Below are 14,083 nucleotides of genomic sequence, written 5' to 3'. Positions count from 1 at the left end.
GAGGCCAGGTCGAAGCCCGGCGGGGAGGGGTCAGGGACCGGGGGGCGTGTCCAGCAGGGCGCGGAGTTCGGTCAGGACCGCCTGCTCGTCGGTGCCCTCCAGCGCGGCGAGCGCGCGCCGCCACTCCTCACGCGCCGCCTCCCCCGCACCGCGCCCGCTCAGCAGCAGCCCGCGCTGGTGCCGGGCCAGGCCCCCGGTGTAGCGGTCGCCCCGGGCGTCGGCGCGCGCGAGGAGTTCTTCGCACTCGGCGTCGGCCCGCTCCGTCCGGCCGAGCAGCCGGAGAGCGCGGACCAGGCCGAGGCGCGTCTGGGACTCGCCGTGCCAGTCGCCGTGACCGCCGAGGAGACGAAGGCTCTCCTCGAAGTGCGGGCGCGCGGCGGCCGGTTCGCCCAGGGTGAGATGCGCGTAGCCGATGTTGCAGTGCGCCGAGAGCCGGACGAGCACGGCACCGGTCTCCTCGGCGAGGGCGAGCGACAGCCGGTGCTGCTCGATCGCGGCGCGCGGGTCGGTGTGCTCGTACAGGTTGCCCAGGTGGCTGCGGGTGACGGCCTCGCCGTGCCGGTCCCCGAGCTGACGGGAGTACCCGAGACTCCGGCTCAGCGCCTCCTCCGACTCGGCGTACCGGCCGAGGCCTTCCAGCAGCAGGCCCCGATTGTTGAGGCAGCGCCGAATCCAGGGGAGCCCGTCGAGACGCCGCCAGATCTCCAGGGCGCGGTCGTTGAGGGCGAGGGCGTCCTTCTGGCGGCCGGTGAGGAAGTGCAGGGCGGCGAGGTCGCCGAGGGCGTAGGCCTCGGCCGCCGCGTCCCCGAGCCGACGCGCCACCCGCAGGGCCGCCCGCCCCAGCACGTCCATCTCGGCCAGCCGGCCACCGTGCCGGAGACAGGGGAAGAGGAGGCGGAGAAGGGTGGAGACGAGGGCGTCCTCGGCGGACGGCGGGGTGTCCGGGGGCCGCCGGTCGTCGGGGGACGGCGGCCTGTCCGGGGTCCGGTCGTCGGCAGGCCGCAGCTCGTCCCGGGGCGAGGCGTCGGCAGACGACTGCGTGTCCCCCGTTTCCCCCGTACGGCCCGCCGCCGTACGGCCCGCCGCGTCCGCGGCTGCCTCACCCGGCGCCTCGCCCCCGCTCTCCCCCACCACATAGCTCACCACACCGCTCACCACATCGCTGACCAGGGCGACGATGTTCTCCAGCTCTCCGTCGGCCCAGGCGAAGGCGGCCTCGGGGCCGTCGAAGGGCGGGACGTCGTGGACGTGGGCCGCGTGGGCGGGCGGCTGGGCCGAGGTGGGGACGCGGCGGTCGTCCCGGTCGGGCCCCGGTGCCACGACGGCCGTGAGGACCCGCTCGGCGACGGCCGCGTACCAGTGCAGGGCGCTCAGGCGGGAAGCGGCGGGAGAGGGAGCGGGGGTGCCGTGCTCCGCCCGCGCCCCGGTCTCCGCTTCGGCCAGCTCGCGGGCGTAGTCGCGGACCAGGTCGTGGGGCGCGTACCGGCCGTACGAGACCTCCTCCAGGAGGGCCACCTCGACGAGGCGGTCGAGGGCGGCCTCGGTGCGGCGGAGGTCGGTGCCGGTCAGCCGGACGAGCAGGGGGACTCCGTAGGAGGGCAGGTCGAGCGCGCCGATCCGGCGCAGGGTGAGGGCGGCGTCGCGGTCGGCCGCTCGGTCGGACGCGGCGAGGGCGTCGTGGGCGACGGCCAGGGAGCGGCGCACGCTGAGGTCGTCGTACTCCAGGTGGGACAACCGGCTCCCCGTGTCGGTGAGTTGACTGGCGAGGGCGTCCGGGGTGAGGGCGCGGCGGGCGGCGAGCCGGGCGGCGACCACACGCAGGGCGAGCGGCAGCCGTCCGGTGAGGCCGACGAGCGGATGCCCGGCCCGCAGGCCCGCCCGGCCCGAGACGGCTCGCAGCAGGGCGGCGCTGTCCTCGTCGGGGAGCGGCCCGAGGGGGAAGCGGTGGGCGCCGTCGAGCGCGGTGAGCGGTGAGCGGCTGGTGACGATCACCGCGCAGCCCGGCCCCGCCGGGAGCAGCGGGCGTACCTGCGCGGCGTGCGCGGCGTCGTCCAGCACGAGCAACGTGCGGGTGGGGGCGAGCAGGGTACGCAGCAACGCGGCGGCGGTGTCCGGGTGTTCGGGGATGCTCCGGGGGTCGGTGCCCAGGTCGCGCAGGAGGGCGGCGAGTGCCTGCCCGACCGGGAGGGGGGTCATGCCCGGGGTGGCGCCGTGCAGGTTGAGGTAGAGCTGACCATCGGAGAAACGTTCCTTCAACGCGTGGGCGACGTGCAGGGCGAGCGCGCTCTTGCCCACGCCGGCCATCCCGCTGACGACGAGCGGACCGGCGCCCTGGTGCTCGCCGGGACGGGCGGCGAGGGCCCGGTGGAGACGGCGGACGGTGTCCGCGCGGCCGGTGAAGTGGGCCGGGGGCGGCGGGAGCTGGGCGGGGCGGGGGGTGACGGGTGGGGTGTACGGGGCGGTGGGCGCCGGGGACGGGGACGGGGGCGTTGCCGGGGTCGGCGCCTCGGTGGCAGGCACCGCGGACGCGGATGGCGGCACCGTGGACACGGCCGACGGCACTGCGGACGTGGATGGCGACTTTACGGACGCAGATGGCGGCTCCGCGGCAGGCACCCCAGGCCGCGCCGCTGACTCCGCGGGCGTCTCCGGCTCGCCGCGCAGCACCTCCATGTGGACCTCGCGCACGGCCGGGCCCGGCTCGATGCCGAGTTCCTCGACGAGCCGGGTGCGCAGGTCCCGGTGGACGGCGAGCGCCTCGGCCCGGCGGCCACCCCGGTGCAGGACGGCCATCAGCTGCCGGTGGAACGCCTCGCGCAGCGGATGCTCGGCGGTGAGCGCGGCCAGCTCCGGCACCAGCCGGTCGGGGCGGGCGCAGCCGACGGCCAGTTCGGCGTCGTAGCGCCATTCCAGGAGGAGCAGGCGGGCCTCGTCGAGGCGCTGGACGAAGGCGTAGCCGCCCAGGTCGGCGGGGAGACCGCTGAGCGGGGTGCCCCGCCACAGGGCGAGCGCCGCCGCGCACGCGTCGAGGACGCGCCGCCATTCGCGCGCGGCGTGCGCCCGGCGCGCGACGGCGAGGTGTGCCTCGAAGAGGTGGACGTCCAGTTCGCCGTGCTCGACCCGCAGCCGGTAGCCGGGCGGTACGGCGCGCAGCCGCCCGGGATCGTCGATGAGCCGCCGCAGCCGGGTCACGTGGTTGTGCAGCGAGGCCTGCGCGGACGCGGGCGGGGCGCCGCGCCACAGCGCCTCCTTGAGGGCGTCGACGGGGACGATCCGCCCGGCGTCCAGCAGCAGGGCGGCGAGCAGGACACGGGCCTTGGGGCTGCGGATGCCGCGGACGCCCTGGGGGTGGGGGTACGGGTCGAGGGCGAGCGCCTGCCCAGGACCGGAACCAGCACCGGCACCGGCACCGGCACCGGCACCGGCACCGGCACCGGGCGGGAGGTCAGGACCATGACCATGACCAGGACTGGGACTGGGACTGGGACCAGTACCGGAAACGGGTCCGGGGTCGTAAAGGACGGGCGGCCCCAGCAGTCCGAACCGCAGCCCGTACCGCCGCATCGCCGACCATCGCCTTTCCGCACGCCCGCCGCCGGGAGCGCTCCGTGCGCGCAGCGTGTGCGCGCGTTGCGCCGCCCCGGTAGCGGGTTCCCGCCCGGACACGGCAGTATTCCGCCATCCTGTCTGTACCGGTTCCCGGGTGATCGGCCGAAGTCACGGCGCTCCCCGGTGGCCGCCCGGCGACTTCAGGCCAGGCGACCAGCGACGATGCGGCGAACCGTTGACCTTATGTTAGCGATCTGTTGGTGCGACCTGATGTGATCACAACATCGGAGCCGGCCCGACGGTACGCGCGTACACGCGTCGCTCGGGGGAGTGTCGCCGCCGCGGCCGGGTCCGTAGGCACGTGTGGCCTCGGTCGGTGGAGGTGAACGACCGGGGCCCGCGCTGTCCCCCCTCCCCCCAGCCCCTCCCCCGCTTCCCGGCGGTCCCGACACGGGTTTCTAGATGACCGGGGGGCGGCCCAGCCGGGTGAGCGCCCAGACCGTCCGCCAGCGCATGGGGCGCCGGGGTCCGGCCGGTTCCCGCAGGCCCTCCGCGAATCCGCCGAACCAGGCGCGCAGCGCGGCGGCCGAACGGGTCCGCAGCAGCGTGACGCCGATCCACACGGCGAGGTGCACGGGCACGAGCGGCCACGGAAGGTTGCGCCGGACCAGCCAGACCCGGTTGCGGGCGGTGACGCGGTGGTAGATGGCGTGCCGGGCGGGCGAGGTGCGCGGGTGCTGGAGGAGGATCTCGGGGGCGTAGAGGATGCGCCAGCCCGCGTCCGCGGCGCGCCAGGCCAGGTCGGTCTCCTCGTGCGCGAAGAAGAAGGCGGCGGGCCAGTCGCCGGTCTCGTCGAGGGTGGCGAGGCGCAGGGCGTGGCCGCCGCCGAGGAAGCTGGTGACGTATCCGCCGCGCATCGGGTCGGCGTCCCCGGCGCGCGGGACGTGGCGGCGCTGGGTGACGCCCTGCTCGTCGGCGATCCGGAACCCGACGATCCCGAGGCGGGGGTCGGCGGCGTAGAGGTCGCGGACGCGGCGCAGGACGTCCGCGTCGACGAGGAGGCCGTCGTCGTCCAGTTCGACGACGACGTCGATGTCGCCGTGGGCCCGCAGCCGGGCGAGGGCGACGTTGCGGCCACCGGGGCAGCCGAGGTTCTCCGGGAGTTCCACCGCGGTGACCTCGCCGGGGAGGGAGAGCCGCCGGGCGAACTCGGGCAGCGGGCAGCCGTTGCCGACGATCACGATCCGGGCGGGCGCGAGGTCCTGTTTGGCCACGGACTCCAGCAGGGCGTCGACCTCGGCGGGCCGGTTCCCCATGGTCACCACGGCGACGGCGATCCTCGGCTCCATCACGTCGTCCCTCATCCCGTCCCGTCCTGCCCCCGCGGCGGCCGCCCCGCCCTGACCACGCGGCGCCCGCCGTTCACCTAGATGGTGCCCCAGGGTGGGACGTCGTCCGGGGAGGGCGTCGAAGTGCCTCGATTCTGCGGGGCGCGGGGCGGGTCGGCGAGGCGGGTGGGCCGAGGGAGGGACGCGACGCGTGCCCGCGGCGCCCAGGGTGCCGGGCTCACGCCCCCGCGGCGTCCTCCCGAGACTCCTCCAGATGGGTGTCCACCGCCGGTACCCCCCACCCGTAGGCCAGCTTGTGGACCTCCAGGACGAAGAAAGACTCGGTGGCGAGGACGCCGTCGATCTGGTGGAGGCGCCGGTTGACGAGGTCGGTGAAGTGGTCGGTGTCCTTGCAGATGACCTCGGCCATCACGTCGAACCGGCCCGCCGTCATGATCACGTAGGAGGTCTCGGGCAGGTCGCGCAGCTCGCGGCAGACGTCCTGGGCGGCGCCCGCGCGCACCCGGATGCCGATCATCGCGAAGCGGTCGAAGCCGATGGTGAGGGGGTTGGCGATGCCGACGACCTGGAGGGTGCCGCTCTCCTCCAGGCGCTGCACGCGGTACCGGACCGACGAGGCGGGGATGCCCAGTTCCTCGGCGATCTGGCTGTAGGGGCGACGGCCGTCCGCCTGGAGGATCGCGATGATTCTGCGGTCGATGTTGTCCAGGGTGTCGGCTCCCGTGATGCCCATGCCGTCGGCTCCCGTGGGGTTCGTTGAACGTGTCGAGGCGTCCATCATGCCGGGTCAGGAATCGAACCCGAGACCGAGCCGGTCGAGCGTCCGCAGCCATGGATTGCGCCTGCCGTGCAGGTCCTCGCGGGCCAGGGACCAGCGGGTGGCCTGCACCCCCAGGTAGCGGAACGGTTCGGGCGGGAACGGTACGGGCGGCCGCCGGATCATGGCCGGGCGGGTGCGTTCCGTCGTCCGTCCGGCCAGCAGGTCGAGCATGACCTCCGCGCCGTAGCGGGTGGCGCCCACGCCGAGGCCGGTGAACCCGAGGGCGTAGCCGATCCGGCCGTCCGCGGCGCCCGCGAACATGCAGAACCGGGTGGTGGAGTCGATGATGCCGCCCCAGGCGTGCGAGAAGGGCACGTCGGCGAGGGCGGGGAAGGTCTCGGCGAACTGCGCGGCGAGGACGTCGAAGGTGGCGGGCCGCTGGGTGAGGCGTTCGTCGACGCGGTTGCCGTAGTGGTAGACGGCGTCGTAGCCGCCCCACAGGACGCGGTTGTCGTCGGTCTTGCGCAGGTAGTGGAACTGGTTCCCGGCGTCGGTGATGCCGTGGTCGCCGTGCCAGCCGACGGCGGCGAGCAGGTCGTCGTCGAGCGGCTCCGTGACGAGGGCGTAGTCGTAGACCGGCACCATGGTGAGGGAGAGACGGCGCAGGAGCGGCCGGTAGATGTTGGTGGCGAGCGCGACACGGCGGGCGTTGACGGTGGCGTACGGGGTGTGCAGGACGACGTGGCTGCGGTGCCGGTCGTCGAGCGAGGTCACCTCGGTCCGCTCGGCGATACGGACGCCGAGCGCGAGGCAGGCGTCGCGCAGGCCCCAGACCAGGCGGGCCGGGTCGAGCAGCGCGTAGTCGGGCTGCCACAGCCCAGCGTGCCAGAGCGGGGAGTCGACGTAGTCGCGCAGCTCGTCGCGGTCGAGGTAGACCGCCTTCTCGCCGTGGCGTTCGTGCAGTACGGCGGCGGAACGCAGCGCCTGCGCCTGCCAGGGGGTGGCGGCCACCGCGACCTTCCCGGAGCGGGTGAAGCCGCAGTCGATGCCGTGGGTGTCGAGGTCGCGTTCGAAGGCGTCCAGGTTGGCGGCGCCGAGACGTTGCAGGAGCGCGGTCTCCCCCGGCCAGCGCTGGGCGGCGTTGGCCAGCCCGTGGGTGAGGCTGGGTGAGCAGAAGCCGCCGTTGCGCCCGCTGGCGGCGTGCCCGCAGGTGGACTGCTCGATGACGAGGACGTCCCGGTCGGGGGCCTCCCGCTTGGCGAGGAGCGCCGTCCACAGCCCGGTGTAGCCGCCGCCCACGACCGCGAGGTCACAGGTGACGTCCTCGGTCAGCCGGGGCAGCGGGGCGGGACGGATCTCGGGACGGTCCAGCCAGTACGGCGTCGCCGCGGTGTCCCGGAGCTGGGCACGGTGTGGGGCAGTCATGACGTCCTCGGGAGGGGGCGGACGGAGGTGGGGCGGGGGCGGGGGGCCGGGGGGCCGTATCGACGACGGTCCGGGCCCGCGCACCGCGCCCGGCAGGCGGCGGGCGAGGGGCGACGGGTGACCGGCGAGGGGCGGCGGGCGACGGGGGTGGCAGCCGGTCGAGGAGGCCCTCGGCGGCCGCGGGAGCCCCAGAAGCTCGCAGAGGCCTCAGAGGCTTCCTAACCTTCGTAGGCTTCCTAACCTTCGTAGGCTTCGTACGCCTCAGATGCTGATCACACCGGTACGTACGTCCGTCATGTCGAGCAGCGTCCACTTGCCGCCGATGCGGCCCCAGCCGGTGCCCCGGGCGCCGGCGCCGCCGAAGGGCATGTTGATGTCCCAGTAGCAGGTGGAGTCGTTGACGACGACCTGGCCGACCTCCATCTCGTCGATGAAGCGGTACGCGGCCGTCATATTCTGCGTGAACACGGCGCCCTGGAGGCCGAGCCGGTCGTCGTTGGCGATGCGCAGCAGTTCGTCGTCGTCCGCGCCGGTGATGATCGGGACCACCGGCCCGAAGGACTCCTCGCGGGACAGCAGGCTGTCGAGGGGCACCTCGTCGACCACGGTGAACTCGTAGTAGAGGTCGGTCGGCATGCCGTCGCGGCGCTTGCCGCCGAGCAGGATCTTGGCGCCGCGCTCGCGGGCGTCGGCCATGTGACGGTCCATCTTGGCGGCCACGCCCTCGTTGTTGAGGGGGCCGAGGTTGGTCGCGGGGTCGAGCGGGTCCCCGAGGACGACGTCCTCGGCGGCACGGAGTACGGCCTGGACGAACGCGTCGTGCACGTCGGCGTGCACGACGACCCGCTCGGTGGCGCAGCAGACCTGTCCGGCGTTGAGGTACGCGCCGTAGACCGCGGCCCGCGCCGCCGCTTCGAGGTCGGCGTCGGCGAGGACGACCAGGGGGCCGTTGCCGGAGCACTCCATGATCGAGCGCTTGAGCCCCGCGGCGGCCTGGATCTTGGCGCCGGTGGCGGAGGACCCGATGAAGCCGATCGCGTGGATGCCGGGATGCCGGACCAGCGCGTCCCCCGTGGCACCCTCGCCGGGCACGATGTTGACGAGCCCGGCGGGCAGGCCGGCCGCGACGAAGGCCTCCATGGCCTTGAGCACGGTCAGCGGCGTGTTGGCGGGCGGCTTGATGACGTGGGCGTTGCCGGTGGCGAGGCCGGGCGCGACGAACTCGGCGAGCATGAGCAGCGGGAAGTTCCAGGGGGTGATGATGCCCCAGGTGCCGACCGCGCGGTGGTACGTGAACGTGCGCTTGCTGTTGCTGGTGGGCAGCAGGGTCTCGCCGTTGAGGCGGACGGCGTCCTCGGCGTGCAGGTGGAACAGCTGGGCGGCTTCCTTGATGTCGTCGACGGCCTCGGCGAGCGGCTTGCCCTGCTCCAGGGTGAGCAGGCGGGCCAACTCGTCGGTCCTCTTGGCCAGTTCGTCTCCGATGCGGTGACAGACCTCGGCCCGTTCCCAGACGTTGAGCCGCGCCCAGGGGCGCTGCGCTTCGTTGGCGCTCCGGACGGCGGCGTCCAGGTCGGCCTGCGTGGGGACGGGGACGGTGCCCAGCAGTTCGGCGGTGGCCGGGCTGATCACGTCGTACGTCTCGGTGCCGGTGCTGTCGGTGAAGGCGCCGTCGATGAACAGCTGGTGCGGGGCGGGGGCGGGGGTGCTCATGGTTGGTGCCTCTCTGTGCATACGGATGCAGGCCGTGGCCTGAACCTGGACGGCGCTCCGGTACAGGGCGTTGCCCGACGTGGACGCGAGCTCCCTTGCAGAGTGCATCGAGCAGATCTCGACTGTCAACGCTCACGACTCAGCAAATTCAGGCACCAAAATCTGCGGCATTCACAAGGCGAGGCACCGGGCGGTACGCGGTGACGGCGCATGACAGCCGCAGACCGGGCGCGCGACGCGGACGGAACCGGACTGACGGCGAACCCGCGACGGGAACTCACAGCGAGCACCCGCCCCGGCGATAGCGAGCCCCTGCACCGGCGACGGCGGACACCGCCCCGGCGATGACGAGCACCCGCCCCGGCGACGGCGGACACCGCCCCAGCAGTGGCGGGACACCCGCCCCACCGATGGCGAGCACCCAGCGAACCGCGCCCCACAGATTTGCTGATTCCTCAGCATTGACAGCCAGTTTTTGTTGCATCTATAACGAGAGAAGGCTCCCGTTGCGATCCACGCCACATCCCGCCGAGGTTTCCAGCCACCCCAGCCAGGGCGCCTCCGCAGCCACGGCCTCCGCCACAGCGGCTACCACCCCAGCCCCGGCCTCCGCGATCTCCCGCCCCCGCGTTCCCCGTGCGCCCTATGGAGGGGACTCCCATGTCAACTCAGTCGCCGCTCCCGAGCGAGCCGACAGCTCAGCCCGACGGACAGGCCGCCCTGCCCAAGAAGATGCGCTGGTACGACGGCTTCGCCATGTCGCTCACCATGCCGGCCGCCCTCATCGCGAGCCTGGGCGCGTCCATCGGCGGCCTCGGCGCGTGGGGCGCGATCGCCCTGTGGGCCGCGTCCATGGTGCTCGCCACCGCCACCAACTGGATCTACACCGAACTGGCCGCGATGTTCCCCGAGTCCTCCGGAGGCATCGCCCACTACGCCGCGGAGGGCTGGAAGAAGCGCGCGCCCGCCGTCGGGCCGATCGCCGCCATCGGCTACTGGTTCCCCTGGACCACGGCCCTCGCCGTGTACGCGGGCATCATCGGTTCGCTCGTGCAGGCCCAGTGGTTCCCCGACCAGGACTGGACTGTGTCACTCGGCGTGACGGAACTGTCGTTCCCGATCGTGGTCGGGCTGGTGGTGATCGTGCTGCTCTTCGGCGCCGCGATGATCGGGCTGCACGCCGCGATGTGGGTCGTGTACGTGACCGGCGGACTGCTGCTCATCCCCCTGGCCGTCTTCATGGTGGTGCCGTTCCTGAAGGGCGACTGGAGCGCGAGCGGCCTGCACTGGAACCTGCACGGCATGCAGGGCCTGCGCGAGGCGCTGGTGTGGATGTACATCATGGCGTGGACGTCGTTCGGCGTGGAGGTCTGCGCGACGTTCGCACCCGAGTACAAGGACACGGTCCGCGACACCTCACGCGCGCTGCGCGCCGGGGTCCTGTTCTGCCTGGGCGTCTTCATCGTGCTGCCGCTGTCGCTGTCCGGCTACCTCGGCGAGAAGACCATCGCGGCGGAGCCCACGACCTTCTACGTCAAGGCGTTCCAGGACCTGGTCGGCGGGGCCTCGGACCTGATGGTGCTGTTCATCATCGCGTCCCTGCTCCTCATCATGATCACCGGCCTCGCCGACGGCTCCCGCGTCCTGTACGCCATGGGCCGCGAGGGACTCACCGTCCGCCAGGTCGGCGTCCTCAACCGCCGTGGAGTGCCGGCGCGCGCCCTGACCGTCGCCCTGGTGATCAACGTCCTCGTCCTGGTCTTCCTCAAGTCCCCGCTGGCCATCATCGTCACCGGCAACCTCGGCTACATCCTCACCCACCTGCTGGCCGTCACCGCCTTCGCCCTCCTCCGCAAGGACCGCCCCGACGCCGTCCGCCCCATCCGCCTCCCCGACTTCTTCGTCCCCCTCTCCTACGTCCTCGCCCTCGTCATAGCCGCCGTCCTCGTCGTCGGCGCCACCGGCTTCTCCATCACCGGCTACGGCGGCTACAAGGAACTCTCCATCGCCGGAGCGGTCCTGCTCTCCTCGATAGCCCTCTGGCTCTACCGAACAAGAATCCAGGACAAAAACCCCACCCCCGAGGCCACGCCCACAGCTCCAGCCCCAGCCCCCGTCCCCAGCAAGACGGACTGACCCCCCGTCACCCATCCACCGACCACAACACAAAAAAGCCCAGGTCAGACAAATCCTGACCTGGGCTTTCCACTGAGCCGCCTTCGGGATTCGAACCCGAGACCTACGCATTACGAGTTGTCCGATCTTGGTCCGGGGGCGTCCATGGGCGTCCACCGGACACCTTCCACGCCTGCTCAGAGAGGTTGCCGGACTCAGGCGGACGGCAGGGGACCACCTCGGAACGTCCCTCAATCGAGACCACAAATGAGACCCGGCACGCGACTGTGCGGCTCTCCGGCAGCGGCGGTTCCGCTGCTGCGCAGCCGTCGGGGACGAGCACAACACCCCTCAGCGACCGTACGTGCTGAAAACGGGGCACCGACGGGCACCCGCGTGTCCTACTCTGAACTTCTCCGACTTCAGGGGCCCGCCGATGCACATTCTCAGGAAACGAAGAAATTCCAGCATAGACGATAAATTCCACGAGTATGTCATGAAAATAATCGAGGAATCCGGGATCGAAGTAACCGAAGAGCAAGCCCTGACCGACATAGCCGCAGGGTCGGTCGAGAAATTCGCCGACCGAATGGGGACACGCGTAGCCGATCACGCACTGAAGAACAGGAAGTCATTCCGAGCAAATCGCAAAATGGACCAGGGCTTCAATAGGCGCCTCTACCGTCGCTACAAATCCGCCTTCGAGGCATACGCTATCGCTTCCGCCTGCGCACGCGAGGCAGGGGAGGAGGTGGCCACGAAACCACGGGAATCTCTCACTGACTCGCAGGCTGCGACACTGCATGCCCTGATCAGTATTCACGCCAAGGCTTGCCGGATCTCGGGCGAAGTGTATGCACTTCTGGGTAATGGATATCCCGAGGGCGCCCTAGCGCGATGCAGAACCATGCACGAAATGGCGGTGATCGCCGGATCTCTAGCTGACTGCGTAGACGATCCCGATAATAACGACTTGGCAATAAGGTATCTCGACCACGAAGTGGTCGACCTATTGAGTAGCGCCAAACAGTACCAGGCAGACCACATTACTTTGGGTATGGAACCACTCGAAGCGGGCTACCTTGACCAGCTCCAAGACCGCTACGATGCCGCGATCGCAAAGTATGGCCCGGACTTCAAGGGACAGTATGGATGGGCTAAGAAATACTGCCCAAACGCGAATTTCGCTGGTCTTGAGAATAGAGTTCGCATGAGCCACATGCGAGGCTACTACAAGTGGGCCAACAATGAAGTGCATGCCGGTTCACGCAGTCTAAGTCTAAATGTCTCTACATTTCGAGGGCAACGCGCCCTACGGGCAGGTAAAATTAATGTTGGCCTAACGGAGCCTGCGTCGATGGCCCTTAACTCCCTCTATCAGATCACTGTGGCGCTTCTGGTTAAAGGTCTCCCTAGCGACATAAATCTCACCGGACTCGTAACAATGAAAGCGTTGGACGAGCTACGGATACGGGCGCCAGAGCTATTTCAAGAAGCCGCCGACGAAATCAGAAAAGACGAAGCGAAGTACGCTAGTCGCTGAGATTGAGAGTTCCAATCCGCTAGCTACCATGTGCAGCGCTAGAGACGGCCGGGCGCAACAACTTTCCCCAGGGAAGCCGCTCGCACCGTGGCATGCGACGCTGGAGACGTCGAACGTGGAGTGCAGGGAGGAAGAGTGCATGTCGCAGCAGGCCAACCCTCGGGGAACCTTCCTGAAGATTGCCGACGCGGTGAAAAGGCAGATCGAGGATGACCCGAGCATGACGGAGCTGCCGTCTCTGGCAGAGATCATGCGCGATCACAAGGTCTCGCGGGGGGTCGCAGTCCGCGCGTTCAGTGTGCTGCGGCAGGAAGGCGTAGCCGAACCCGCGAAGGGTGGGCGGTGGCGAGTCGTACGAACCGGCGCCCCTGTGGACCGGCGCCCGCTGGAACAGCGGATCACAGACATCATCACGGCTGAGAAGCTGGAAGTAGGGGAAGCGTTCCCCAGTGCCTCCGTGCTGGCTATGCGGTTCGGGGTCTCACGCCCCACGGTGACCAAGGCTCTGGACAAGATGGAGTCTGCCGGCGTGCTGGCGAGCGGGGGGCAGGGCAAGGTGCGGACAGTCCGCGCCGTGCCGATTCGAGAGGAGCGTTCCTAGCTTGTCGGAGTTGACGGAGTGGGCCTATCCCCTGGCTGAGTCGCTGTTGGCTGAGCCGCTGCCGCGCCGATGGCGGCACTCGCAGGGCGTCGCCGAACGGGCACGCACCATCGCGCCCATCCTCGGGGAAGACGCCGCGTTGCTCGAAGCCGCGGCCGTCCTGCATGACATCGGGTACTCCCCCGACCTTGCCAAGACTGGCTTTCACCCCCTTGACGGCGCCCGCTACCTCCGGGACGTCGCCAAAGCTGACGAGCGAGTCATCAACCTCGTTGCGCACCACTCGTGTTCGTGGATGGAGGCGGACGCGCGAGGCTTGCGTGAGGAGCTGGAGGGCGAGTTTCCCCGCGAGCACGCGCACCTCAATGACGCGCTGTGCTTCTGCGACATGAACACCACACCGGACGGCACGCCCACGAACCCGATCGACCGGGTGAACGAGATCACCGGACGGTACGGGCCGGACAGCCTGATCGGGACGTTCATCCGGCGAGCCGAACCGGAGATCCTCGCCAGCACTTCGCGAGTGCTCGAACGGGTGGCCGCCGCCAAGCGTCAGCCGATGTAGGGAGCGCCGTGCGGCCGGTCCATGGCGTGCTGGATGCGGAGCCACATCGTGGGGTGGATGTCGAGTTGAGACAGGTCCGCCGGGGTGACCCAGCGGACCTCTGTCGTCTCGTTGCTCGTACGCACCTCACCGCCGACCGGCCGGGCCCGGAAACAGATGCTGAACTGCTGCCGGACCTCCCCGTCGTCGTACTTCATCACGTGCCCCGGGTCGGTGTAGATCCCGGACATGTCGAGGACTTCCGCCTTGATCCCGGTCTCTTCCCAGACCTCCCGGACGACGGTGTCACTGATCGACTCCCCCACGTCGTGGCCACCGCCAGGCAGTGCCCAACGGCCATTGTCGGACCGCCGGATCATCAGCACCTCACCGTCGTCTTTCTGTACGAACGCGACGACCGACGGCACAACCGAGTTGGCCGGCGGCGCGTCGGGGTCGTGAAGGTAGTCGATCCGTCCCATGG

General features: G+C 70.6%; 10 protein-coding genes. 4 read left to right on the top strand and 6 right to left on the bottom strand.

Features of this window, described 5'->3' with window-relative positions; genetic code table 11:
* Positions 1 to 30 precede the first annotated feature (30 nt).
* The 5 genes from ACIQPQ_RS32615 to ACIQPQ_RS32595 form a co-directional block, all read right to left on the bottom strand.
* Positions 31 to 3,564, bottom strand: coding sequence for a BTAD domain-containing putative transcriptional regulator (locus ACIQPQ_RS32615; RefSeq protein WP_401311177.1), 3,534 nt, complete (start codon positions 3,562 to 3,564; stop codon positions 31 to 33).
* A 443-nt stretch (positions 3,565 to 4,007) separates the two neighbouring features.
* The gene (locus ACIQPQ_RS32610) at positions 4,008 to 4,913 is read right to left on the bottom strand and encodes a glycosyltransferase family 2 protein (protein WP_401311174.1); all 906 of its coding nucleotides are present in this window, start codon (positions 4,911 to 4,913) and stop codon (positions 4,008 to 4,010) included.
* 202 nt (positions 4,914 to 5,115) lie between these two features.
* Entirely contained in the window at positions 5,116 to 5,631 is a 516-nt protein-coding gene (locus tag ACIQPQ_RS32605) for an Lrp/AsnC family transcriptional regulator (RefSeq protein WP_401311170.1), read from the bottom strand.
* Positions 5,632 to 5,685: 54 nt separating this feature from the next.
* Positions 5,686 to 7,083, bottom strand: coding sequence for an NAD(P)/FAD-dependent oxidoreductase (locus ACIQPQ_RS32600; protein WP_401311167.1), 1,398 nt, complete (start codon positions 7,081 to 7,083; stop codon positions 5,686 to 5,688).
* A 261-nt stretch (positions 7,084 to 7,344) separates the two neighbouring features.
* Positions 7,345 to 8,793, bottom strand: a complete 1,449-nt coding sequence (locus ACIQPQ_RS32595) for an aldehyde dehydrogenase family protein (RefSeq protein ID WP_401311164.1) — start codon at positions 8,791 to 8,793, stop codon at positions 7,345 to 7,347.
* Positions 8,794 to 9,453: 660 nt separating this feature from the next.
* Between ACIQPQ_RS32595 and ACIQPQ_RS32590 the strand changes: the two genes are divergently transcribed.
* The 4 genes from ACIQPQ_RS32590 to ACIQPQ_RS32575 all read left to right on the top strand — a co-directional run bounded on the left by ACIQPQ_RS32590 (position 9,454) and on the right by ACIQPQ_RS32575 (position 13,620).
* A complete protein-coding gene (locus ACIQPQ_RS32590) occupies positions 9,454 to 10,929 on the top strand; it encodes an APC family permease (RefSeq protein ID WP_401311162.1) in 1,476 nt (491 codons plus the stop codon).
* 415 nt (positions 10,930 to 11,344) lie between these two features.
* Positions 11,345 to 12,451 carry a DUF5677 domain-containing protein gene (locus ACIQPQ_RS32585; protein ID WP_401311159.1) on the top strand — a complete coding sequence of 369 codons (1,107 nt, stop codon included), beginning with the start codon at positions 11,345 to 11,347 and terminating at the stop codon, positions 12,449 to 12,451.
* 139 nt (positions 12,452 to 12,590) lie between these two features.
* The gene (locus tag ACIQPQ_RS32580) at positions 12,591 to 13,052 is read left to right on the top strand and encodes a GntR family transcriptional regulator (protein ID WP_401311156.1); all 462 of its coding nucleotides are present in this window, start codon (positions 12,591 to 12,593) and stop codon (positions 13,050 to 13,052) included.
* Position 13,053: 1 nt separating this feature from the next.
* The gene (locus tag ACIQPQ_RS32575) at positions 13,054 to 13,620 is read left to right on the top strand and encodes an HD domain-containing protein (RefSeq protein WP_401311154.1); all 567 of its coding nucleotides are present in this window, start codon (positions 13,054 to 13,056) and stop codon (positions 13,618 to 13,620) included.
* On the opposite strand, the gene ACIQPQ_RS32570 is transcribed toward ACIQPQ_RS32575, so the two are convergent.
* Positions 13,608 to 14,081 carry an NUDIX hydrolase gene (locus ACIQPQ_RS32570; protein WP_401311151.1) on the bottom strand — a complete coding sequence of 158 codons (474 nt, stop codon included), beginning with the start codon at positions 14,079 to 14,081 and terminating at the stop codon, positions 13,608 to 13,610. The genes ACIQPQ_RS32575 and ACIQPQ_RS32570 overlap by 13 nt on opposite strands.
* Between the last annotated feature and the right edge of the window lie 2 nt (positions 14,082 to 14,083).

The organism is Streptomyces sp. NPDC091281 (assembly GCF_044757425.1).
Lineage (GTDB): Bacteria > Actinomycetota > Actinomycetes > Streptomycetales > Streptomycetaceae > Streptomyces.
Note: the sequence above shows the minus strand (reverse complement) of the source record. Positions and strands in the feature narration are given on the sequence as shown.